Here is a 24009-nt window from a genome sequence, read left to right as displayed (position 1 = left end):
TCCCCTTTAGTCGATAGTCAACATGACCTCGACAGTTGCGTCTGTTGTTCCGTCAAGCCGTCGATAGAGGGCAAGTGGAATTCCTTCTTCATTATAGACAGTAAACAGTTCAAATTCGAGCGAGACGTCGTTCAAACGACCTCCGTTTCGAATATACCGTTCTCGATTGGCTGGAATCGTCATGGCCGGCCAACGTTTGATGACCTCTTCGAGCGGGATGAGGTGGTTCATTCGTTCCTCGACCGTCTCGAGGTCGGCCAGTTGCTGCAACGTGACGGCGGCCGTTTCCTCAAACGAACCAGACCGGGTCCGCCGCAAGTCGCTCATATGGGCCGGATAGCCGAGCTGCTCCCCGATTTGAACGGCGAGCGTCCGGATGAACGTCCCTTTGCCACACTCGACGTCGACACGGAAACGGCAGACACCGTCTTCGATGACCGGCTCATTCGTCCGGACGAGGCGATGAATCTCGACAATGCGGCGCGGTCGGTCCACCGTCTGACCTTTTCGGGCGTATTCGTACAATTTCTTACCGTTCACTTTGACAGCAGAGAAGTAAGGCGGGATTTGCTCGATTTTTCCTGTCAGCTTCTCAAGGACACGATCGATCTCCGCAGCGGTGAACGCCTCGGGACCGACTTCACGCGTCTCGACGACCTCGCCATGGGCGTCCTCCGTCATCGTCGCTGTTCCGATTGTAATCTCGGCGGCGTACCGTTTGCCTTCATCGGTCAGAAAACGAGACAACTTTGTCGCCCGTCCGAGGCAAATCGGTAGGACACCGGTCACTTCCGGGTCAAGCGTGCCGGTATGTCCGACTTTTTTCGTTTGGAACAATTTACGGAGCTTGAACACACAGTCGTGGCTCGTCATGCCGCTGTCTTTATCTAAAATCAATACGCCAGTTGGTTCCATCTGAATTCCTCCCATCAAAAAAGGGGAGACGCGAGTCCCCCCTTCAATTTATTGGTCGTTCCGATTTAAGTCACGAATCAATGAATCGATATGGCTACCATATGCGACCGATGAATCGTATTCGAACGACAATTCTGGCGTTTTCCGAAGACGGATGCGGCTCCCGATCTCGCGGCGAATAAATGCGCTCGCCTTATCAAGACCAGCTTGCGTTTCAGCCTTCACCGTGGCGTCGTCTCCGAGCACCGTGTAGTAGGCTGTCGCTTGCTGCAAGTCTCCCGTCACATCAACGCTCGTGATTGTAGCGTTCTTCGTACGTGGGTCGTTGACTTCACGGAGCAAGATATCTGTAATCTCTTTACGCATCTGCTCTGCGACGCGTTGGGCACGAATGTTCATACGTGTTCCCTCCTCGCTTTATTTACGTTCGACTTCTTTCATGATGAACGCTTCAATAACGTCCTCCACTTTGATGTCGTCGAACTTCTCTACTTTAATCCCACACTCGTAACCTGTCGCGACTTCTTTGACGTCGTCTTTGAAACGGCGAAGCGTATCGAGTTTTCCTTCGTACACAACAATCCCGTTACGGATGATGCGGACGCCGGCGTCGCGTGAGATTTTACCTTCTGTGACGTAACAGCCGGCAATCGTACCGACTTTCGAGACTTTAAAGACGTCACGGACTTCAACTTGTCCTGTGATTTCTTCAACGAACTCAGGGTCGAGCATCCCTTTCATCGCGCTTTCGATTTCATCGATTGCGTTATAGATGATGCGGTGCAGACGCATTTCAACATGCTCTTGCTCGGCCATCGACCGGGCGTTACCATCTGGGCGAACGTTGAATCCGATGATGATCGCATTTGCCGCCGAAGCGAGAATGACGTCACCTTCTGTGATTGCACCGACACCTTGGTGGACGATGTTGATTTTAACGCCTGCGACGTCGATTTTACGGAGTGAACCAGCGAGTGCTTCAGCCGAACCTTGAACGTCTGCTTTGATGATGACGTTCAAATCTTTGACTTCGCCTTCTTGAATGCGGCTGAACAAGTCATCAAGACTAACTTTAGCCGATTCGCGACGCTGTGATTCGAGGTAACGTTGGTAACGTTTTTCTCCGATTGCACGTGCTTTCTTCTCATCTTCAAACACGATGAACTGGTCCCCGGCTTGTGGGACATCGTTCAATCCTGTAATTTCGATTGGTGTCGATGGACCGACTTCTTTCACACGACGACCGATATCGTTGACCATGGCCCGGACGCGTCCGAACGTGCTACCGACGACGATTGAGTCACCGATTCGAAGTGTCCCGTGTTGAACGAGAAGCGTGGCGACAGGACCGCGGCCTTTGTCGAGCTTCGCTTCGATGACCGAACCGCGAGCTGGCATTTTAGGCGTCGACTTGTACTCTTCGACTTCAGAAACGAGCAAGATCATCTCGAGCAACTCATCGATTCCTTCGTCTTTCAAAGCTGAGATCGGTACGAAAATCGTTTCGCCGCCCCACTCTTCCGGTACAAGACCGAACTCTGTCAATTCTTGTTTGACGCGGTCAGGGTTTGCGCCTTCTTTATCCATTTTGTTCACAGCGACGATAATCGGCACGTTTGCCGCTTTCGCATGTGAGATGGCTTCTTCTGTCTGTGGCATGACGCCGTCATCCGCTGCGACAACGATAATCGCGATATCCGTCACTTCGGCTCCACGAGCACGCATCGTCGTAAAGGCGGCGTGACCTGGTGTATCGAGGAACGTGATCTTTTTATCGTTGACTTCAACTTGATAAGCACCGATGTGCTGCGTGATTCCGCCGGCTTCACCAGCAACGACTTTCGTGTTGCGGATCGAGTCAAGGAGTGTTGTCTTACCGTGGTCGACGTGACCCATGATTGTGACGACAGCTGGACGCTCAACAAGCTCATACTCAGAGAAGTCGATTTCTACTTCTTCAAAGTCCGTCTCATCGATGAGTACTTCTTTCTCAACTTCATAACCGAATTCAGTTGCAAGCAACTCAATCGTCTCGTCATCAAGTGTTTGGTTGATTGTCGCCATGACACCAAGACCCATCAACTTCATGATGATCTCGTTTGGCTTTTTATCCATCTTCGCAGCGAGGTCCGATACGCTGAGTACATCATCGTACTTGATGACGTTGCCCATTTCAGACTCTTGCGCTAAACGAGCTGCTTTACGCTGACTCGTTTTCGAATTTGGATCCGCTTCTAATGGCACGGCTGCTTTCGCAGGCTTGCCTTTGAATTTACCACCGCGCTTTTTGTTGCGGTTGTCATTGCGGTTGTTGCCGAAACGGTTGCCACCACGGTTGCCCGCTTGGTTGCTTTGACCGCCAGACGCTTGTGGGCGTGCTTTCGGTGCTTCTTGCTTGGCAGCAGGTTTCGCGTCAGCCGGTTTTGACTCGGCAGACTTCGTTTCAGCTGGTTTCGTTGCAGCTGGCTTTTCTTGTTTGTCAGCCGAACGGTATTTCTCAGGATTGAAGACACGGTCGAGTTGCTTGACCGACTCCTCATCTAAGACAGCCATGTGGTTTTTCACTGGCTTGTTCATTTTCTCGAGCTGAGTAATGACTTGTTTACTTGTTACATTCTGTTCTTTTGCAAATTCATAGACGCGTTTTCCCAAAGCATCCACCTCCGTTAATAGTTAAGAGAGAAGTTGCTTAAGCTTGTTCGCAAATCCGGATTCTGTCACAGACACGACGACTCGCATGTCTTTACCTAAAGCAGCCCCGATCGTATATCGGTCGCTCACTTCAATCAATGGAACACCATACGATGTACACTTGTCGGTAACCCGTTTTCTCGTAGACGCTCCTGCATCTCCGGCAAGGATGACAAGCTTGGCTCGGCCAGCTCGCACATCCTTCAACACAAACTCTTCTCCCATCGTTACTTTCCTCGCACGTGCGGCAAGGCCTAACAATGATTCCCACTGACTCATGATTCGGCTCCTGTGACAGCTTGAAGCAGCTGCTCATAAAGCGCGTCACTCGTCTTGACTTTTAAATGATGATCGAGTGTCCGTTTTTTCTCTGCTAAACGAATCACATCCGCATCTTTCGACAAATACGCTCCACGTCCGTTCAATTTACCGGACGTATCGATGACGACGTCACCTTCCGGCGTCCGAACGACACGAATCAACGCTTGTTTCGGTAACATTTCTTGCGTGACCACACATTTGCGCAAAGGAAGTTTCTTTTGCTTCATGGTCATTCCTCTTCTTTCACCGTTGTCGGCTCGAGGGCGACGTCAACCGAGTCAGTCTGTTCCACTTCATTGTGAACAATTTCTGGCTCCGGTTCAACTTTTTCGGCGTACGTATCATACAAGTCCATGCTTTCTGCATCGGTCTCGCTCTTAATATCAATTTTCCATCCCGTCAACTTAGCGGCAAGACGGGCGTTTTGACCGCGTTTCCCGATGGCGAGTGACAATTGATAGTCTGGCACGACGACCGTCGTCGATTTATTCGGTTCATTGACGTACACGTCAACGACTTGAGCCGGGCTGAGTGCGTTTTTCACGAACTCTTTCGGGTCGTTCGACCAACGTACGATATCGATTTTCTCACCGTTGAGCTCATCGACGATTGTTTGGACACGTTGCCCTTTCGGACCGACACAAGCGCCGACTGGATCGACGATGTCTGAATGAACAGCAATCTTCGAGCGATCACCCGCTTCGCGTGAGACCGACATGACGTCGACCGTTCCGCTCGCGATTTCTGGCACTTCGAGCTCGAACAGACGACGCAACAGACCTGGATGCGTCCGCGAGACTTGAATGGCTGCGCCAGACCCTTTCGTCGTCGAATCGACTTTTGTGACATACACCTTGATGCGGTCATGAATCTGGTACGATTCATTTGGCATCTGCTCGTTCGGTGTGAGCACCGCTTCGATATTGTTTTCAAGACCGATATACAAGTTGCGTGGGTCGAACCGTTCCACAATTCCCGTCATGATCTCGTCTTCTTTATCGACGAAGTGGTTATAGATGCGCTCGCGCTCGGCTTCCCGCATTTTTTGCGTGACGACTTGTTTAGCTGTCATCGCCGCGACGCGACCGAAGTCGCTCGGTGTGACTTCTTCTTTATGGAAGTCCCCTAACTCATAGTTCGGGTCAATCTCATGCGCTTCTTCGAGCGACAATTGTTGCTCGGGATGCGAGAGACGTTCAACGACTTCGAGAAGTGCGAAGACACGAATATCACCGGTCACTTGGTCGAATTCAACTTTTACGTTTTCATTCGGGTTGGCGACGTTTCGGCGGTATGCCGAAATGAGCGCCTGCTCAAGTGCATCGATGATAATCTCCTTCTCGATTCCTTTTTCGTTAGCAATCTGTTCGATTGTTGTGAGTAATTGTGGCCCCATCTTTACCTCTCCTTAACTAAACGTGACCGCTAGGCGGGCTTGTGCAATTTTGTCTACCGGTAGCGATATCGCTTTTTTTCTTGTCTTGATGCGTGTCTCGACGATGGCGGTCTCGCCGTCATATTCCGTCAAAATCCCTTCGAACTCTTTGGCACCTTCAATCGGGGCAAACGTCTTGATATAGACGTTCTTTCCAATCGCGCGTTCAAAGTCGGTCGGCTTCTTCAGCGGTCGTTCGGCACCGGGACTCGAGACGTCAAGATAATAGGCTTGTTCGATCGGATCGCTATCGTTTAGTTTTTCCGAGAGTTGTTCGTTGATGTTGACGCAATCATCTAAATCGACGCCCCCCGGCTTGTCGATATAGACGCGCAAGAACCAGTCTGGCCCTTCTTTCACGAATTCGACATCGACCAATTCCATGTTCTCACGCTCCACGATCGGCAACGCGATCGCTTCGACGACTTCTGTTATTTTGGACACTCTCATCCCTCCTTCTGGCTTTTACATACAAGAAAGGAGTAGGGTTCCCTACTCCTTTCCGTCGTAGTATCCAACATTGTTCGATACCAATATATCATATTTTCCCGGTTTTTCGCAACTTACACCCCAAAATCAAAGAACGAGAGTTGGTTCTCATCCGGGAGGCCTTCGAGACATTTCATCGTATCGAGCGTCTCGACGATTGTCTTCGACAACTTGGCCCGTTTGCGCAAGTCTTCTTTCGATAAAAACTGTCCTTCGGCACGTGCATCGACAATCGCTTTCGCCGCGTTCGTACCGAGACCATCGACGGCATTGAACGGCGGGATGAGCGTGTTCCCTTCAATCAAGAACTCGGTCGCGCTCGAACGGTACAAATCGATGTTCTGGAACTTCATGCCGCGCTCTAACATCTCGAGTGCGAGCTCGAGCACGGTGTGGAGGCCTTTGTCTTTCGCCGTGGCTTCAAATCCTTTTTCACGGATATCCGACATCGCTTTACGCACGGCCTGTGACCCTTTGATCATCGCCGACAAATCGAAGTCGCCGGCCCGGACCGTGAAGTACGTCGCGTAATACAGAATCGGATGATGCACTTTGAAGTAGGCAATCCGGACGGCCATGAGCACGTACGCCGTGGCGTGCGCTTTCGGGAACATATACTTGATCTTCTTACAAGACGAGATGTACCATTCCGGAACATCGTTGGCCCGCATCTCCGTCTCCATGTCTTCCGACAAGCCTTTCCCTTTCCGTACCGACTCCATGATTTTGAAGGCAAATGACGGTTCGAGGCCCGCATAAATCAAGTAGACCATGATGTCATCACGACACCCGATGACGTCTTTCAATTCACACGTCCCGTTATAGATGAGTTCGTTCGCGTTCCCAATCCAGACATCTGTCCCGTGAGACAGTCCCGAAATTTGAACGAGTTCGGAGAACGTCGACGGTTTCGTCTCTTCGAGCATCTGCCGGACGAACTTCGTCCCGAACTCTGGAATCCCTAGCGTACCCGTCTTCGATTCGATTTGTTCCGGCGTGACACCGAGTACTTCCGGCGACGAAAAGATTTTCATGACCGTCGGATCGTCCGTCGGAATCGTCTTCGGATCGATACCGGACAAGTCTTGGAGCATCCGGATGGCGGTCGGATCATCGTGACCGAGAATATCGAGTTTGAGCAAGTTGTCGTGAATCGAGTGGAAGTCGAAGTGGGTCGTCTTCCATTCGGACGACTTATCATCGGCCGGATATTGGATCGGCGAAATTTCGGCGATGTCCATATAATCTGGGACGACGATAATCCCCCCCGGGTGTTGCCCGGACGTCCGTTTGACGCCGGTGACACCCGAGACGAGCCGGTCGACCTCGGCATTCCGATAAATCTTATCGTTCTCGGTCGCATAGCCTTTCACGTATCCGTACGCCGTCTTATCGGCAATCGTCCCGATTGTACCGGCACGATACACATACTCTTCACCGAACAACACTTTCGTGTAGGCGTGGGCGTGTGGTTGATATTCACCCGAGAAGTTCAAATCGATATCCGGTACTTTGTCCCCTTTGAAACCAAGGAACGTCTCGAACGGGATATCATGCCCGTCCTTCGTATACCAAGTCCCGCACTCCGGACATTGCTTGTCGGGAAGGTCATACCCGGACCCGACCGATCCGTCGTCGAAGAAGTGGGAATGTTGACACTTCGGACAGACGTAATGCGGTGGCAGCGGATTGACCTCGGTGATTTCGGTCATCGTCGCAACGAAACTCGATCCAACCGAACCACGTGACCCAACGAGATAGCCGTCATCGAGCGATTTCTTCACGAGTTTATGCGAGATTAAATAAATGACCGCAAACCCGTGACCGATAATCGACTTTAACTCTTTCTCGAGCCGAGCTTCGACGATTTCAGGCAGTTGTTCTCCATAAATCGAGCGGGCCATATCATAACTCATATTCCGGACTTCATCGTCGGCCCCTTCAATCTTCGGCGTATACAAGTCGTCCGGGATGATTTGAATCGACTCGATTTGATCGGCGATCGCGTTCGGGTTCGTGATGACGATCTCGCGGGCGAGCTCGTCCCCGAGGAATTTGAAGTCTTCCATCATCTCTTTCGTCGTGCGGAAATGAGCGTGCGGGAGTTCTTTCCGCGTGTTGATGAAGTTGGCGCCACCTTGCGTCCGAATCAAAATCTCCCGATACGAACGGTCCGTCCGGTCGAGATAGTGGACGTTGCCAGTCGCACAGACCGGCAGTCCGGCCTGACCTGCGACGCGAATGATCCGTTTGATGATTTCACGCAACTCAAGTTCGTTGGCGACAATTTCTTTATCGATGAGATGCATATAGAGCGCCGGCGGATGAATCTCGATGAAATCGTAAAACGCCATCATCTTCTCAAGCTCTTCGTCCGATTTGTTCAGGGCAGCATCGAAAATCTCGCCATTGTCGCACGCCGAACCGATCAAGAGGCCCTCACGACGCTTGATAATCTCCGAGCGAGGCATGCGTGCCATGCGGAACAAGTAGTCGATGTGCGACAAGGAAATCAGTTCGTATAAGTTCCGGAGTCCCGGTTTTTTCGTTTTCGCATAAATCGTCGCATGGAACGGACGAATCTTCGAGACGTCGCTCCCGACTTTCGCGTTCAGCGAGCGATGCGTTTCCATCTCAAACATCTGTTTGGCGAGTTCGAGCAGCTTCATGAGCAAATAAGCCGTCGCCTCGGCATCATAGATGGCGCGGTGATGTTGCGTCAATTCGATATCGAATCGCTTCGCGAGCGTGTTGAGACGGTGGTTCTTGAGCGTCGGTAAAATCGTCCGGGCGAGCTCGAGCGTGTCGATGACCGGATAGTCATCCGGCTCGTGCCCACCGCTCCGGAGCGTCGCTTCAAGGAAGCCCATATCGAATGATGCGTTATGGGCGACGAGAATGCCGTCCCCGCACCAATCGACGAACTGCTTGGCGATGACTTCCGGGTCGGGCTGGCCATGGACCATGTCATCGGTGATACCCGTCAGTTCAATCGTCGTGGCCGAGAGCGGATGTTTCGGATCGGCGAACGCCTCGAAGCGGTCGATAATCTCTCCGTCCTTGATTTTGACACCCGCGAGCTCGATGATTTTATTGTAGACGGCCGAAAGCCCCGTTGTCTCGACGTCGAAGACGACGTACGTCGCATCGTCGAGCGGGACGTCGGTCGGATGATAGGCGACCGGTACGCCGTCATTGACGACGTTCGCCTCGACCCCGAACAGCACTTTAATGTCATTCTTTTTCCCGGCGTAATAGGCTTCTGGGAACGACTGGACTCCGGCATGGTCCGTGATGGCGATGGCACGGTGGCCCCATTTCGCCGCTCGTGCGACGAGGGCCGATACGTTTGTGACCGCGTCCATCTGGCTCATCTGCGTGTGCGCGTGCAGTTCGACCCGCTTTTCACCGGCCCATTCGTCCCGGACCGGTTCGACTTTCACTTCTTGCAGTTGTGACGCCATCATGCACAGTTCGCGCATGAAGCTGTCATCCTCGACCCGACCGGCTGCTTGAATCCACATGCCTTTTTTGACGGCACTGAGCATACGGTCATCGTCGTCATCGCGCGCGAACACTTTGACGATGAGTGAATCGGTATAGTCCGTCATCTTGAACGTGAACAGTTTCTTCCCGCTCTTCAATTCTTTCCGTTCGGCCGAGAAGACGAGGCCACGGATGGCGACGCGTCGTTCTTCTTCGATAATCGTCTTGATTGGGACAATCTCGTCTTTAATCAAGGCGCCCATCCGCACTTCAGTGACCGGCTCATCGTTCGTCTCGGTCGACTTGGCGAACTGCGCCGCGAGTGCGAGCTTCGCCTGTTCCAAATCTTCTTGGACGACTTGTTCGCGCAACGCTTGGTTCGCTTCTTCATTTTCTGAGAACAACGCTTGGCATGGTTTTTTCATAAAGCCATAGGCGCTGTAGAGCGCCTGGACTTCTTGGCATAACTCTTTATCGACATAGTTCGCCTCAGGGGCCGAGCGCACCGGGATGAGCAATTTGTTCTGCTCGAAGCGCGGTGCGACCGATGCGAAATAACTGCGCATCGCGCCTGACACTTGGCTCAATTCACTGACGATTCGGGGCCAATAGTCGATATAGTCCTGTTCGCCCCCACCTGACGTCGTCGTGAACCGAGCGTACACCTCGTCCGCGAACGTCGCATAGCGACTCTCGAGCCGGCTCATGAATAGTTGATACACCTCATACGGCAACACGTGTTGCAATTGGAAATAAAACGTCCATGTCCGGCGTTGCTTGTTGACGACGAGTCGTGACAGCTCCGCTCCGTCGAATTGATCCGTTTCGGTCGTGATGCCGAGGTCACCCAAGAGCAATTGCATTTTTTGATTAGCTTCCACGGGTAAGAAGTCCCCCCTTTTATCATTCAATGTCGAAAAATGAAGGTGACGGCAAGAAACCGTCACCTTCATCGATCATTTGGCTTCGTTCAGTTGCGTCGTGATGACACGTGGCAACTCATCGACTGTCGTCTCGAGGACTTCGCCAGTGGCACGTACTTTCACTTCGACGATTCCTTCGCTCGCTTTTTTCCCGACGTTGATACGAATCGGAAGACCGATCAAATCAGCATCGGCAAACTTGACGCCAGCCCGTTCTTTACGGTCATCATACAACACATCGTACGTCGATGACAGCTCATCGTATAAACGGTTCGCGAGTTCGACTTGCGCCTCGTCTTTCGTGTTGATGGCAATCAAGTGCACATCGAACGGAGCGACGCTCTTCGGCCAGACGATCCCGCGATCGTCATGATGTTGCTCGATGACGGCCGACAACGTCCGCGAGACGCCGATGCCGTAACAGCCCATGATGAGCGGTTCGGCCCGACCTTCTTCGTTCAAGAACGTCGCGCCCATCGCTTCTGAATAGCGTGTGCCGAGCTTGAACACTTGTCCGACTTCAATCCCGCGGGCGAAGCGGACCGGACCTGACTCGTCAGGTGCCATGTCGCCTTCGACGACGAAACGGAGGTCGTGATACGTCAAATGCGACAAGTCGCGTTCGGCGTTGACGTGCGTATAATGGGTGTTCGCCTCGTTGGCGCCACATACCGCGTCGACCAAATATTTGACGGCGTAATCAGCCACGACTTTGACCGGTGAATGAATCGGTCCGAGCGTGCCCGGCTCACAGCCGAACAAGTCGATAATCGTCGCTTCTTCTTCCATTTGGATGTCGAGTCCACCGAGAGCGTTCTTCACTTTGACGTCGTTCGCCTCGTGATCACCTCGAACGATGGCCATGACCGTCTCGCCATCGACGTTGAAGAGGACCGACTTGATCGTCGTCTTCGGATCGACGTTCAAGAAGCGCGCCACATCTTCAATCGTCTTATTGTCTTTCGTGTCGACCTTGTCGAGTGCGAGCACGTCGGCCGCTTGCATGTCATAGCGGTCGAGCGTTTCAGCCATCTCGATGTTCGCCGCATAAGTTGATGAATCCGTATATACGATCGTATCTTCACCGATTTCGGCGAGCGCTTGGAACTCGTGTGTATCTTTCCCGCCGATGGCACCTGAATCAGCTACGACCGGACGATATTTCAAGCCGATGCGGTCAAAGATGCGTGAATAGGCGTTATACATATTCGTATACTCTTCGTCCAAGTCGTCTTGCGTCGCATGGAACGAGTACGAGTCTTTCATCAAGAACTCACGACCCCGGAGCAATCCGAAGCGCGGACGACGTTCGTCGCGATACTTCGTCTGAATCTGATACAAGTTGACCGGTAACTTTTTATACGAGTTGAGTTCATCGCGCACGATTGACGTGATGAGTTCCTCATGGGTCGCACCGAGTGCGAAACGACGGTCATGACGGTCCGTCAATCGCATCAATTCTGGACCGTAAATGCCCCAGCGTCCCGTCTCTTCCCATAGTTCGGCCGGTTGAATCGCTGGCATGAGCAACTCTTGCGCTCCGGCCCGATTCATCTCTTCGCGGATAATCGTTTGGATATTGTGCAATACGCGATGGCCGAGCGGGAGATATGAATAAATCCCAGCGGCGTTTTGGCGCATGAAGCCCCCACGGACGAGAAGCTGATGGCTGATGGCTTCCGCATCGGCCGGTACTTCTCGTAATGTAGGCATGAACAGTCTCGATTGTTTCATAGGTATCAACGTTTCCCTTCTGTAACTCGATTAGATCTTATTATTTAAAGAATGACTGGATATCATTCCAGGTGACAATCAACATGAGCAGCATGAGCAAAGCGAAACCGATAAAGTGGACGAATCCTTCCTTTTTCGGATCAATCGGTCGTCCGCGCACCGCTTCGAACAAGAGGAAGATGAGTCGTCCCCCATCGAGCGCCGGGAGCGGCAACAAGTTGAAAATGGCCAAGTTGACGGATAGAAGTGCCGTCCAGTTGAGGAGCATGATGAATCCGCTCGCTGCCACTTCGTCGGTCATGCGGACGATCCCGACCGGACCGGCCAACTGATCGACGCCGACCTGACCCGTCACCAAGTCACCGACCGCGGAGAAGATGAGCGTCGACATCGTCCACGTCGTCTCGGCCCCGGTTGTAAAGGCTTTGGCCGGTGAACGTTCGAGCGCGTTCGTCACGCCTAAAATCCCGACCGTCTCCCCATTTTGTTCGACCGCTTGCGGCGTAATCGTCACCGTTTGCTCGACGTCGTCACGAATATACGTCACTTCGGTCGGTGTGTCGGCACGATCGGCCAATACCGTCCGCAAATCGAGCCAGTTGTCGATCGGTTGACCCTCGATCGAGACGATCTCGTCGCCTGCGACGAGCCCGGCTTGATCGGCGGCCGAGTCCGGTTGGACCGTACCGATTTGACCATCGTCCGTCGGTGTCCCTTGGACGAGACCGACGATGACGAGGAGGAGGAAGGCAAGGACGAAGTTCATCGCCGGACCGGCTGCAATCGCAAGCACCCGTTTCCAGACAGACTGGGCTCCGAACGTGCGGTCGTAAGGCGCGATTTGAATCTCCATGCCTTGGTCGACGAGAAGCGTGTCCCGCTCGAGCGAATAGACACGGACCTCATCATCGACGAGCAGTTGTACTTTCAATTCGCGGACCGAGTCAAACTTGTCGACCGTCCCGACGACATGAACGTCTTGGGCCTGGTCCGGTTGGAAATAGACGCGATCGACCGTCCCGGCACTCGTCAGACGCAATCCGACGTGTTGCCCGGCCTTCACTTCGATCGGCTCAAAATCTTCCCCGGCCATTTTGACATAACCGCCGATTGGCAATAGTCGAATCGTATACAGCGTCTCATTTTTTCGGAATGAGAGGATTTTCGGTCCAAACCCGATTGCAAATTCATGACAGAGAATCCCTGCCCGTTTCGCCATGACGAGGTGTCCCCATTCATGAACCGAAATGAGTACCCCAAACATCAAAACGATGGCGATAAAAGTCGTCATTGTCTATTCCCCACCTTCACTTTCCTTGCTGAATTTGTTCTCGAACCGCTCGGTCGATTTGAAGAATCTCCTCGAGCGTCGGTTCTGCAATTACCGTATGTGTCTCCATCGCTTGCTCGACGATGCGTTCGATATCGAGGAATGCGATCTCCCCGTTCAAGAACAGCTCGACGGCCGCCTCGTTGGCCGCATTGAGCACGGTCGGCATCGAACCGCCGGCACGCCCGGCCTCATAAGCGAGGCGTAACGCCGGATAACGTGTTAAATCGGCTTCCGCGAAGTGTAGCGTCCCGATTTCTCTCAAGTTTAACCGCTTGTTCCCTTCGATTTCAAGACGTTTCGGGGTTGATAGCGCATAGAGAATCGGGCCTCGCATATCGGGGTTGCCGAGCTGCGCCATGACAGCGGCATCTTTGAATTCGACCATCGAGTGGATGATCGACTCGCGATGGAGCACTACTTCAATATCATTATAATCGATATCGAACAACCAGTGCGCTTCGATGACTTCGAGTCCTTTATTGAACATCGTCGCCGAATCGATTGTGATTTTGGCACCCATCGACCAATTCGGATGCGCGAGCGCCTCTGCGACCGTAACCCCTTCAAGCTCTTCTCGCGACTTGTCACGGAAACTTCCGCCTGAGGCCGTCAAGATGATTTTCGAGACGTCGTCGCGACGTTCGCCGTTCAAGCATTGATAGATGGCCGAATGTTCACTGTCGACCGGGAGCAGGCTGACGCCATGCTTTTTGACGGCTGCGGTGACGAGATGCCCTGCCGTGACGAGCGTCTCTTTGTTCGCAAGCGCGATGTCTTTCCCCGCTTCGATGGCGGCAAGGGTCGGTTCCAGCCCGACGGCCCCGACGACTGCCGTCACGACGACATCGGCCCGTTCAGCGGTCGCACATGCAATCAACCCTTCCAGTCCGATGAAAAAGAGTGGTTCATATGTAAGGCGTGGCTTGAGCTGTTCGAGTACCTCGATATTTTTAGCGGATACGTATTTTGGCCGTAGGCGATTGATCCATTCTTCCGCCACGTCTACGTTCGTTCCGAACGCATATGCCTCAAGTTCAAACAAGTCGGGGTGCTGTTCGATGACGTCGCATGTTTGTACGCCAATCGATCCAGTCGCCCCGATTAAGCTGATTCGCTTCATCTTGACACTCCTCTTTTATAACAAATTAAATACCCAAATGACGGTGAATACCGCGATCATACTATCAAACCGGTCTAAAATCCCACCGTGTCCCGGTAACAGATGACCGGAATCTTTCACATTATATTGACGCTTGTATGCTGATTGTACCAAATCACCGAGTTGACCGACGACTGATACGACGACCGCGAGCACCAATACTTCGAGAATCGGTAACACCGGCTCGATGAGTACGTAGACGATGCCGAGGACGATCGCCGACACGATGCCGCCAATCGCACCTTCAATTGTCTTATTCGGGCTGATAGACGGCCATAGTTTCGTCTTTCCGATTGCTTTCCCCGTGAAATAGGCTCCAGAATCGGTCGCCCAAATCATGAACAAGACGAGCAACACTTTGACGAGCCCGTCTTCTGACAAGCGGACGAGTGCGAAACTCGAGAACCCGATGACGAGATAGACGGCAGAGACGAAATAAAAGCTCGCATCTTCGTACGTGAACCGGTTTTTCGTGACGACCGTCCAGAACAAGAGGAGCATTAAACCGAGCACCATCCATTGCGTCGTCGACATTGGCAGTTCCTCGAGGACGAGCCGACGCTCTAGCAACATCAAGATGAACGGGAACGCCACGAGAAGTGACGTCACGAGAAACGGGAACGCCATCAATTTATGATTGCGCATCAACGTAAACTCGCTCAATCCGATTAAGGCGAGCACGCCCATCAAGATGACGAACGGGCTACCGCCTAAGGCAATCAACGTGACAAATATGGCGCCGGCCCAGAGACCGGTAATGATTCGTGTTTTCATGTCACACCCCGCCAAACCGGCGAGTCCGCGCATTGTACGCTTCAATCGCCTCGACGAAGTGATCCCGTTTGAACTCAGGCCACAACACGTCCGTGAAATGTAGTTCAGCGTAAGCCCCTTGCCAGAGCAAGAAGTTCGAGAGGCGCTGTTCCCCACTCGTGCGGATAATCAAATCAACGTCTTGCATGTTCGTCATGAGACGCTCACCAATCATGACGTCATCGATCTCGTCCGGTTGGATCGTACCGTGCGCCACATCACTCGCGATTTGTTTCATCGCTTGAACGAGTTCATCACGTCCGCCATAGTTGAGCGCAAAGACGAGATCGAGCCCCGTATTCGTCGCCGTCCGTGTCCGTGCCTCATCGACCGCTTCTCGCGTCCCGCGTGGCAGTTTTGTCACATCGCCTGCGACGAGCACGCGAACGTTCTGTTCATCCAATTCTTTTAAATCCGTCTCTAAAAATTGCTTCGGCAATTTCATCAAGAAGTTGACTTCTTCTTCAGGACGCGTCCAGTTCTCCGTCGAGAACGCATACAGCGTCAATGAACGGATGCCAAGTTCTTGGGCGGTGCGCACCGCTTCCCGGACCGACTTCATCCCTTCCCGGTGACCCATGATGCGAGGGAGCCCACGCTTCTTCGCCCAACGGCCGTTGCCGTCCATGATGATGGCGACGTGTTCGGGAATGCTCAGTTCCGCCTCGGTTTTTGTTTTAGGATTCACCCATTTAAACATACTCTATCCTCCTGATTGTATGAAAGAGGGACCCTCTCAGTAAAAGGGTCCCCACACAGCTTTTTGGTATACCACTTCCGTGATTACACTTCCATGATTTCTTTTTCTTTCGTCGCTGCAGATTCATCAATCTTTTTGATGTACGAATCCGTTAACGATTGAACGTCATCCGCGTAACCGCGAAGGTCGTCCTCAGTCAAGTCCCCATCTTTTTCAAGCTTCTTCAAGTTTTCATTCGCGTCACGACGAACGTTACGGACAGCTACTTTCGCTTCTTCCGCATATTTTTTCGTCACTTTTACGAGCTCTTTGCGGCGCTCTTCTGTCAAAGCTGGGATCGCGAGACGAATGACCGTTCCATCAGAAGACGGCGAGAGGCCGAGGTCGGCTTTTTGAATCGCTTTCTCGACATCTGACACCATCGATTTGTCCCATGGTTGAATCAAGAGTAGACGCGCTTCCGGAGTGTTGATGTTCGCCACTTGGTTGAGCGGAGTCGGTACACCGTAGTAGTCGACTTGGACCGGGTCCAAGATTGACGCGCTCGCGCGTCCCGTACGAAGTGTCCCGAAATCACGTTTCAAGGCAGAATGGGCTTTCTCCATCTTTTCTTCAGCAGTTTTCAATACGTCATTAACACTCATGAATTGATTCCTCCTACTACCGTCCCGATATGTTCCCCGAGTACGACACGTTTGATGTTTCCTTCTTCAAGCAATGAGAATACAATCAGTGGGATATGGTTGTCCATACATAGTGATGTGGCTGTCGAATCCATCACTTGGAGTCCGTCTTTTAAGACGTCCAAGTACGTGAGCGTGTCGTATTTGACCGCATCCGGAACGAGTTTCGGATCCGCCGAATAGACACCATCGACGTTATTTTTACCCATCAGGATGACGTCAGCTTCAATTTCCGCTGCGCGGAGTGCTGCTGTCGTATCTGTTGAGAAGTACGGGTTCCCCGTCCCTGCCGCGAAGATGACGACTCGACCTTTTTCAAGGTGACGCATCGCCCGACGACGGATGTACGGTTCAGCCACTTGGCGCATTTCGATTGAGGTTTGGACGCGCGTCTGGACACCGTTCGATTCAAGGCTATCTTGAAGTGCGAGCGAGTTCAACACCGTGGCAAGCATGCCCATATAATCGGCATTCGCCCGGTCCATGCCGAGTTCGCTGCCCGTCTTCCCGCGCCAGATGTTTCCGGCTCCGACGACGACGGCTACTTCGACGCCCAAGGCAACCAACTCTTTGATTTGTCCAGAGATCGAGTTGACGATGGCCGGGTCAATCCCGTACCCTTGATCTCCTGCGAGCGCTTCTCCACTCAATTTTAACACAATTCGCTTATATTTCGGTTCCATACTTTGCCTCCTCTTGCTTGAAAAAAGGGAACACGCTCCCTTAACGAACTAACTCAAGGTTATACAGACGTGTTCCCATTTTTGATTGCATCACGCGTGATGCAGATTATTTTTTAAGTTGGTTCATTACTTCTTCAGCAAAGTTTTCTTCGCGTTTTTCCATACCTTCTCCAACTTCGAAACGTACGAATGAGTTGACACGGCCGCCTTTAGACTCTACGTATTTCCCAACTTTGAAGTCACCGTCTTTAACGAATGTTTGGTCGACGAGGCAGATTTCCTCGAAGTACTTGTTCATACGTCCCGCGATCATCTTCTCGACGATGTTGGCAGGCTTGCCTTCGTTGAGGGCTTGCTCAGTCAAGACTTTCTTCTCACGATCTGCTTCTTCAGCCGATACTTCGTCGCGTGTCGCGTAAAGTGGACGTGCTGCTGCGACGTGCATAGCTACGTCTTTCGCAACTGTCTCGTCCGTTGTACCGTCGATGATGACGACCGAACCGATGCGTCCACCCATGTGAAGGTACGTGCCGAAGACTGCATCGTCAGCTTTTTGAAGAACAGCGATACGACGGAGTGAGATTTTCTCTCCAATTGTCGAAGCTTCTTCTTGGATGTGCGTCTCAAGTGTTTTACCTGCTACGAATTCAGAAGCAAGTGCCGCTTCTACTGAAGTCGCGCCTGAAGTGAGAACTGCATTCGCCACGTCTGAAACGAGTGTTTGGAACTTCTCGTTTTTCGCAACGAAATCTGTTTCTGAGTTAACTTCGACGAGCGCAGCTTTGTTGCCGTCAACCGCTACTGCCGTCAAACCTTCTGCTGCGATGCGGTCGCCTTTAGCTGCTGCTTTAGCGATCCCTTTTTCACGAAGGAAGTCGATTGCCGCTTGCATGTCACCATTTGTTTCAGTGAGTGCTTTTTTGCAATCGAGCATACCTGCGCCTGTTTTTTCACGAAGTTCTTTTACCATTGCTGCTGTAACTGCCATCGGAAATTCCTCCTTGTAAAACTTACGAATTTTTAAGAAAAAGCACTAAGGCTTTATATACGTGTCCTAAAAAAAGGTGATAAAAGGCTTTCCCTTTATCACCTGTTGTCTGACCGATTACTCAGCTTCTGTCGCTTCAGCTTCTGGAGCTACTGCTTCTTCAGCTACTTCTTCTTCGCCTTGCTTCGCTTCGATGATCGCGTCTGCCATCTTAGAAGTGAGCAATTTAACCGCACGAATCGCATCGTCGTTCGCTGGGATGACGTAGTCGATTTCGTCTGGGTCACAGTTTGTGTCGACAATCGCAACGATTGGGATGTTCAATTTGTGAGCTTCTGCAATCGCAATACGCTCTTTACGTGGGTCAACGATGAAGAGGGCATCAGGAACACCTGGCATGTCCTTGATTCCGCCGAGGAACTTCTCAAGACGTGTCATTTCTTTTTTCAAGATGATGACTTCTTTCTTAGGAAGTACTTCGAACGTACCGTCAGCTTCCATTTTCTCAAGCTGCTTCAAGCGGTTGATACGCTTTTTGATTGTTGAGAAGTTTGTGAGTGTTCCACCCAACCAACGCTCGTTGATGAAGTACATACCTGAACGGAGTGCTTCTTCTTTGATCGTGTCTTGAGCTTGTTTTTTCGTACCTACGAAGAGGACGTTTCCGCCTTCTGCCGCGAGTTCACGAACGAAGTTGTAAGCTTCGTCTACTTTTTTGACCGTTTTTTGAAGGTCGATGATGTAGATTCCGTTACGCTCCGTGAAGATGTATTTCGCCATTTTTGGGTTCCAACGGCGTGTCTGGTGACCGAAGTGTACACCAGCTTCGAGCAATTGCTTCATTGAGATTACTGCCATGATAAATTTCCTCCTTGTGGTTTAAAAAAGTCCTCCGCCTCGTTCATCGTTGTATTCCGACCTTTCGGCACCGAGGAATACCATCCCGAGACGTGTGTGATGTGTTTAACACCGAAAATTACTATAGCATATGTCAGCCAATCCGGCAACTCTCACTTTTTGCGAAGTTTGGCATAAAGGGCGACTTCTCCCTCACCTTTTCCGAGCAGTCGGGCCGTCTCTCGGACCGAATGGTTCAGTAAAACGTCCTCGACGTGCGGTGCCTGTTGGCGCTCACGGGACGACGGTGCCTCCATCGGCGAATCCTCAAGTGCAGGTTCCACAGCCGATTCCTCGCTCGATGGCGCAGGGTGTTTCACGACATCGTTCATCGATTCCATGAACGACAACAGGAGGGCCTCGGTCTCACGCTTCTCCTGTTCGAGCCGCGTGACACGAGCCGTCAGTGCCTGGACTTGACGAAACAAAATCAACAGTCCGTACGCGACGATACAGGCGATTCCGATATAGACGACGGTCATCTCCATCCCTCCTTCACGATGTCTTTTCTTCTAAATAGGAACGTCCGAGCGCAAGCTTCAACGTCTTCAGCGCCTTGGAATGAATTTGTGAGATGCGGGACGTCGATAGTTCCAACACTTCACCGATCTCCGTTAACGTCAACTCGTCGAAATAGAATAACGACACGACGAGTCGTTCTTTCTCAGATAAATGCTCAATCTCGTTCGTCAACACATCGAGCAACTCGCGCTGCAGGAGCGTGTCTTCCGGTTTTTCGGAGTCGGGGTCAAAATACGTGACGGACATGACCTTGCCTTCCTCTTGAAGCGTCACCGCCTCATCGATTGACAACATGTTCGCAAAGTACCCTTCCGCCATCGCTTTCTCGATTTCTGAGACCGGCAGCTCGCACGCGTGCGCCAGTTCTTCTTTCGTCGGGGCCCGATGCAACTTCTGTTCGAGCTGTTCGGCGACGTGGTCAATCTTCTTCACCCGTTCACGCACCGATCGCGGCAACCAATCGATTTTCCGTAATCCGTCGATGATGGCGCCCCGAATCCGAAACGCCGCGTACGTGTCAAACTTGTTGTTGTGTTCTGGATCATATTTCATGAGGGCATCGTACAATCCCATGTAACCCAAACTTTTCAATTCGTCGCGTTCGACGCTCTTCGGGAGCGTCACGATCATTCGTTGCACGTGATAATGGATCAGGAACTCATAGTGCGTCAATAGTTCATTCGCCGTATCCATATCGCGGTCAGTATTCCAACGATCCCACAACTCGGTAAGTTGAGTCGTCATGTCGATCCCCCCTAAATTTCCTTTGTTCCTACGCTGACCGTTCGAATCGAGAGGACGCAAGTCGCCACATCAAATTCAATCGTCCGCCCATTATGTCCGCCACAGTCCTCGGCGATGAGCGGGATCCGGTGCGCTTTCAACGCATTGCGGACGGCCTCGGCATTTCGTTCACCGATGCGCATCGCCTCATTCTCATATTTAAATTGAAACATTTGGGCGCCGCCGGCCATCTTTGCTTGCAACCGACCGGCCCCGGCCCGTTTCAATGAAGCGACGAGAGCATCGATGGCCGTATCCGCATATTTCCCTACTTCAATCGTTTGATGTTTGCGGGCAATCGCCGAATCCGGCAACATGACGTGAGCCATCGCCGCGACTTGGAGCCGGACGTCGTACAGGATGACCCCGACACACGAACCGAGTCCGGCCGTCCGCAACTTGTTCGGCGCCGTCGTCTGCTTCCATTCCGCAATCCCAATTTTGAGTACTTCAGCCATGGCCCATCAACCGCTGCTTAATCCGTTCGAGCGAGCCATGCGTCGGTAGGAACAACACATGTCCGGCACTTACTTTTCCGTCGATGCGGAACGTCGTATCGATATAGAGCGCCGCATCTTCTTCGGGCTGGACCGATGTGACGACGAATTCGACGATCGAACCGGCCATGTCGACCGCTGTCGCCGGGACTTGAATCGGGATTGGTGTATTCAACCAATCGCCGAGCGCCCGGGCATATGCCCCGCTCATGATATTCCCAATCTCTTCCCATGCCGACTGACCGAGTTCATCGGCCGCTTGGAACGTGAACCCGCTCCCGATGAGTGATGAGACCATCATCTCGGCGTCGTCGACCGGAAATAAGATGAGGATCATGCCGCTGATGTCGCCTCCGAGCTCTAATAGCACGGATGCCACATGACGCTCAGGACCGCCGACCCGTTCCGGCAGATACGTGATCGGTTCCATCTCGGCCGAGGAGACGGTAATGTTGACCGGCTTGGCCAAGAGCGTCGACAATGCCGTCGCTGCGTGGCCTGATCCGATATTGCCAAGTTCTTTCAATAAATCTTGCTCGAACTCACTCAGCATGTTGTTCCTCGAACAACGCGTTGGCGTCGAGAAGCGAGAACAGTTTGTCCTCCCCTTTCGCAATCGCCGTCAAATGAGCCGACAACATGTCTCGACTCGATTCAGGAATCGGCTCGAGACGAACGTCCTCGCTTTCCACGACCTCGTTGGCGCGATCGACGATAAAACCGGCATCGCCTTGATTGAGCGAGGCGATTAAAATCCGAGTCTCGTCGGTCGGTTCAATCGCCTCATACCCGAGGCGGAGGCGAAGGTCGATGACCGGCGTGACGACACCGCGCAAATTGATGACGCCCTTGACGTGAGCCGGTGCGTTCGGGACGCGTGTGACCGGTTGTACCCGTTCAATCGAGCGGACCGACTGGACATCGATCCCGTATGTGTTCGTTCCCAGTGAAAAGACTACCCATTTTTGTTCCATCCTTCTTCCTCCTTAGAACAGATCGTTGCTGTCGACAATCAAAGCGACACGCCCGTCTCCGAGTATCGTCGCACCAGAGATGGCCGGAATGCCCTCGAGATACGTACCGAGCGGCTTCATGACAATCTCTTGTTGGCCAATCAAATCGTTGACGACCACGCCGACGAGTTTATTTCCTTTACGGACGACGACGACCGGGAATTGCGTCTTCGTTTCCGTCTCAATCGCAAACATTTCTTTTAAATAGACGAGCGGGACGAGCTGACCTCGGAAATCGAAGACACGTTCGCGATGGGCCGTCAAAATGTCGGCCTCGTCAAGAAGTGTCGTCTCAAGAATCGATGACAACGGGATGGCGTACGTCTCCTCACCGGCTTGAACGAGCATCGCCGAGATGATGGACAGCGTGAGCGGAAGGCTGACTTGGAATTTTGTCCCTTGTCCGACGACCGTCTCGAGCGTGACGACCCCACCGAGTGATTCAATTTTGTTTTTCACGACGTCAAGACCGACACCGCGACCAGACAAATCAGTGACGACATCTGCCGTCGAGAAGCCTGGGGCGAAGATGAGCATAGCGACTTCGTTATCGGTCATCGCTGTCGCTTCTTCCGGCGTGATGACGCCGCGCTCGAGCGCTTTCGACCGGACTTTATCGACATGGATCCCTGCCCCGTCGTCCTCGATTTCAATGAAGACACGGTTGCCGCCATGGTAAGCCCGGAGTGCAAGACTCCCTTGCTCCGGTTTCCCGGCGGCGACACGGACTTCTGGTAGTTCGATGCCGTGATCGATGGCATTGCGAATCAAGTGAACGAGCGGGTCGCCAATCTCATCGATGACCGTCCGATCGAGTTCCGTCTCCGCGCCTGTGATCTCAAGCTGGACTTTTTTATGGATGTCTTTCGCGACCGAACGTACCATGCGTGGGAAGCGGTTGAACACTTGCTCGATCGGCATCATCCGGAGCGTCAGGACGAGTGATTGGAGTTCGTTCGTCCCGCGTTTGATTTTCTCGACCGTCTCGTTCAATTCAGGCTGTCCGACTTCGTCGGCGAGCCGCTCGAGACGACCGCGGTCGATAATGAACTCTTCGAATAAGTTCATTAAACGATCAATCCGTTCCAAGTTGACGCGAATCGTCTTCGCCTGGGCGACAGCCTGTTCTTTCGGCTCGTCCGCCTCGACTTTCGGTTTCGCTTCAGCGACGGCGACGGTCTCGGCACTGACGGCGACTTCCGTTTCACTCGATGCACTCGTATACACCGTCACGAGGACGTGCTCGACTTCTGACACTTGGGACACGGCGTGTTCAATCACATCTGCCGTCTCTTGTGACACAAACAAGACGTCAAACGAGAGGTCGAACTGCTCTTGTTCGATGGCCTCGGTTTCCGGTAACGTCCGGACGACCTCGCCGAGTTCTTGCAGGCGATCGAATACCATATAGGCACGCGCCGCTTTCAAAACGACGGCATCGGATAGTTTCACGTGCAATTGGAACGCCTCGAAGCCCGTCTCCTTCGCTTGGGTGATGACCGAATCCGTATAAAGGTCGGCCGTGAAGACATTGGCTTCGACCGTCGGAGCCGCCTTTGGCGAGCTGCCGATGAACGACTGGAACGCAGACACCGTCGCAGCGACATCGACGTTCGCGCCTCGGCCGCCGGTCTCGATATTGGCGATCATCTCTTCGATTTGTTCCATCGCTGAGAACATCGTATCAAGCAACAGCTGGTTGCTCTCTTTCTTACCGGCCCGAACCAAGTCGAGCGCGCTCTCCATCTCATGTGTCAAGTTGGCCACACTCTCGTAACCCATCGTCGCCGACATTCCTTTGAGCGTATGCGCGGAGCGGAAAATCTCTTGAATCGCCTCTTGGCTGCCCGTCTGTTCAAGTTTTAACAGTTGGGTGTTCACCGATTGAATATGTTCTTGCGACTCATCTAAAAACAATCCTAAGTATTCGTTCACGTCCATCTA

23 protein-coding genes are annotated in these 24009 nt (G+C 52.5%); all 23 read right to left on the bottom strand.

Annotated features, from left to right (window positions below):
- Positions 1-6: 6 nt before the first annotated feature.
- The gene (gene truB / locus KNP84_RS07335; protein WP_215114540.1) at positions 7-915 is read right to left on the bottom strand and encodes a tRNA pseudouridine(55) synthase TruB; all 909 of its coding nucleotides are present in this window, start codon (positions 913-915) and stop codon (positions 7-9) included.
- A gap of 48 nt (positions 916-963) precedes the next feature.
- Positions 964-1314, bottom strand: a complete 351-nt coding sequence (rbfA, locus tag KNP84_RS07330) for a 30S ribosome-binding factor RbfA (RefSeq protein ID WP_021067161.1) — start codon at positions 1312-1314, stop codon at positions 964-966.
- Between the two features lie 18 nt (positions 1315-1332).
- Positions 1333-3567: a translation initiation factor IF-2 gene (gene infB, locus KNP84_RS07325; protein WP_021067160.1), complete on the bottom strand. Its 2235-nt coding sequence runs from the start codon at positions 3565-3567 to the stop codon at positions 1333-1335.
- A gap of 21 nt (positions 3568-3588) precedes the next feature.
- A complete protein-coding gene (locus tag KNP84_RS07320; RefSeq protein ID WP_021067159.1) occupies positions 3589-3885 on the bottom strand; it encodes a YlxQ family RNA-binding protein in 297 nt (98 codons plus the stop codon).
- The gene (rnpM, locus tag KNP84_RS07315) at positions 3882-4160 is read right to left on the bottom strand and encodes an RNase P modulator RnpM (protein WP_165569410.1); all 279 of its coding nucleotides are present in this window, start codon (positions 4158-4160) and stop codon (positions 3882-3884) included. The genes KNP84_RS07320 and rnpM overlap by 4 nt, the downstream gene beginning before the upstream one ends.
- The gene (gene nusA / locus KNP84_RS07310; RefSeq protein ID WP_029595684.1) at positions 4157-5323 is read right to left on the bottom strand and encodes a transcription termination factor NusA; all 1167 of its coding nucleotides are present in this window, start codon (positions 5321-5323) and stop codon (positions 4157-4159) included. The genes rnpM and nusA overlap by 4 nt, the downstream gene beginning before the upstream one ends.
- A 12-nt stretch (positions 5324-5335) precedes the next feature.
- Entirely contained in the window at positions 5336-5806 is a 471-nt protein-coding gene (gene rimP, locus KNP84_RS07305; protein WP_021067156.1) for a ribosome maturation factor RimP, read from the bottom strand.
- 119 nt (positions 5807-5925) lie between these two features.
- Entirely contained in the window at positions 5926-10218 is a 4293-nt protein-coding gene (locus KNP84_RS07300; protein WP_035385678.1) for a PolC-type DNA polymerase III, read from the bottom strand.
- A 75-nt stretch (positions 10219-10293) separates the two neighbouring features.
- Entirely contained in the window at positions 10294-11994 is a 1701-nt protein-coding gene (locus KNP84_RS07295; protein ID WP_021067154.1) for a proline--tRNA ligase, read from the bottom strand.
- Between the two features lie 40 nt (positions 11995-12034).
- Entirely contained in the window at positions 12035-13285 is a 1251-nt protein-coding gene (gene rseP / locus KNP84_RS07290; protein ID WP_029595687.1) for an RIP metalloprotease RseP, read from the bottom strand.
- 16 nt (positions 13286-13301) lie between these two features.
- Positions 13302-14447, bottom strand: a complete 1146-nt coding sequence (dxr, locus tag KNP84_RS07285; RefSeq protein WP_214836279.1) for a 1-deoxy-D-xylulose-5-phosphate reductoisomerase — start codon at positions 14445-14447, stop codon at positions 13302-13304.
- A 15-nt stretch (positions 14448-14462) separates the two neighbouring features.
- Positions 14463-15260, bottom strand: a complete 798-nt coding sequence (locus KNP84_RS07280; protein ID WP_031200184.1) for a phosphatidate cytidylyltransferase — start codon at positions 15258-15260, stop codon at positions 14463-14465.
- 1 nt (position 15261) lies between these two features.
- On the bottom strand, positions 15262-15999 hold the full coding sequence (locus KNP84_RS07275) for an undecaprenyl pyrophosphate synthase (protein ID WP_021067150.1): 738 nt from the start codon (positions 15997-15999) through the stop codon (positions 15262-15264).
- Positions 16000-16082: 83 nt separating this feature from the next.
- Positions 16083-16643: a ribosome recycling factor gene (frr, locus tag KNP84_RS07270; protein WP_021067149.1), complete on the bottom strand. Its 561-nt coding sequence runs from the start codon at positions 16641-16643 to the stop codon at positions 16083-16085.
- The gene (gene pyrH, locus KNP84_RS07265) at positions 16640-17365 is read right to left on the bottom strand and encodes a UMP kinase (protein WP_021067148.1); all 726 of its coding nucleotides are present in this window, start codon (positions 17363-17365) and stop codon (positions 16640-16642) included. Before pyrH ends, frr begins: the two co-directional genes overlap by 4 nt.
- A 106-nt stretch (positions 17366-17471) precedes the next feature.
- On the bottom strand, positions 17472-18353 hold the full coding sequence (gene tsf / locus KNP84_RS07260; protein ID WP_215114539.1) for a translation elongation factor Ts: 882 nt from the start codon (positions 18351-18353) through the stop codon (positions 17472-17474).
- A gap of 117 nt (positions 18354-18470) precedes the next feature.
- On the bottom strand, positions 18471-19211 hold the full coding sequence (gene rpsB / locus KNP84_RS07255) for a 30S ribosomal protein S2 (RefSeq protein ID WP_021067146.1): 741 nt from the start codon (positions 19209-19211) through the stop codon (positions 18471-18473).
- Between the two features lie 152 nt (positions 19212-19363).
- Positions 19364-19732, bottom strand: a complete 369-nt coding sequence (locus KNP84_RS07250) for a hypothetical protein (protein ID WP_021067145.1) — start codon at positions 19730-19732, stop codon at positions 19364-19366.
- Between the two features lie 13 nt (positions 19733-19745).
- On the bottom strand, positions 19746-20516 hold the full coding sequence (locus KNP84_RS07245) for a FliA/WhiG family RNA polymerase sigma factor (protein WP_021067144.1): 771 nt from the start codon (positions 20514-20516) through the stop codon (positions 19746-19748).
- Positions 20517-20527: 11 nt separating this feature from the next.
- Complete coding sequence (locus KNP84_RS07240) at positions 20528-21013, bottom strand: chemotaxis protein CheD (protein WP_021067143.1); 486 nt, start codon at positions 21011-21013, stop codon at positions 20528-20530.
- Positions 21006-21605 (bottom strand): chemotaxis protein CheC, encoded by a 600-nt coding sequence (locus tag KNP84_RS07235; protein WP_214836282.1) that lies wholly within the window; start codon positions 21603-21605, stop codon positions 21006-21008. Before KNP84_RS07235 ends, KNP84_RS07240 begins: the two co-directional genes overlap by 8 nt.
- Positions 21595-22026 (bottom strand): chemotaxis protein CheW, encoded by a 432-nt coding sequence (locus KNP84_RS07230; protein ID WP_029595691.1) that lies wholly within the window; start codon positions 22024-22026, stop codon positions 21595-21597. The genes KNP84_RS07235 and KNP84_RS07230 overlap by 11 nt, the downstream gene beginning before the upstream one ends.
- A 12-nt stretch (positions 22027-22038) precedes the next feature.
- On the bottom strand, positions 22039-24006 hold the full coding sequence (locus tag KNP84_RS07225) for a chemotaxis protein CheA (protein WP_214713787.1): 1968 nt from the start codon (positions 24004-24006) through the stop codon (positions 22039-22041).
- Positions 24007-24009 lie beyond the last annotated feature (3 nt).

The organism is Exiguobacterium sp. s70, assembly GCF_018618315.1.
GTDB lineage: Bacteria > Bacillota > Bacilli > Exiguobacteriales > Exiguobacteriaceae > Exiguobacterium > Exiguobacterium chiriqhucha.
This window is presented reverse-complemented; position numbering and strand designations above follow the sequence as displayed.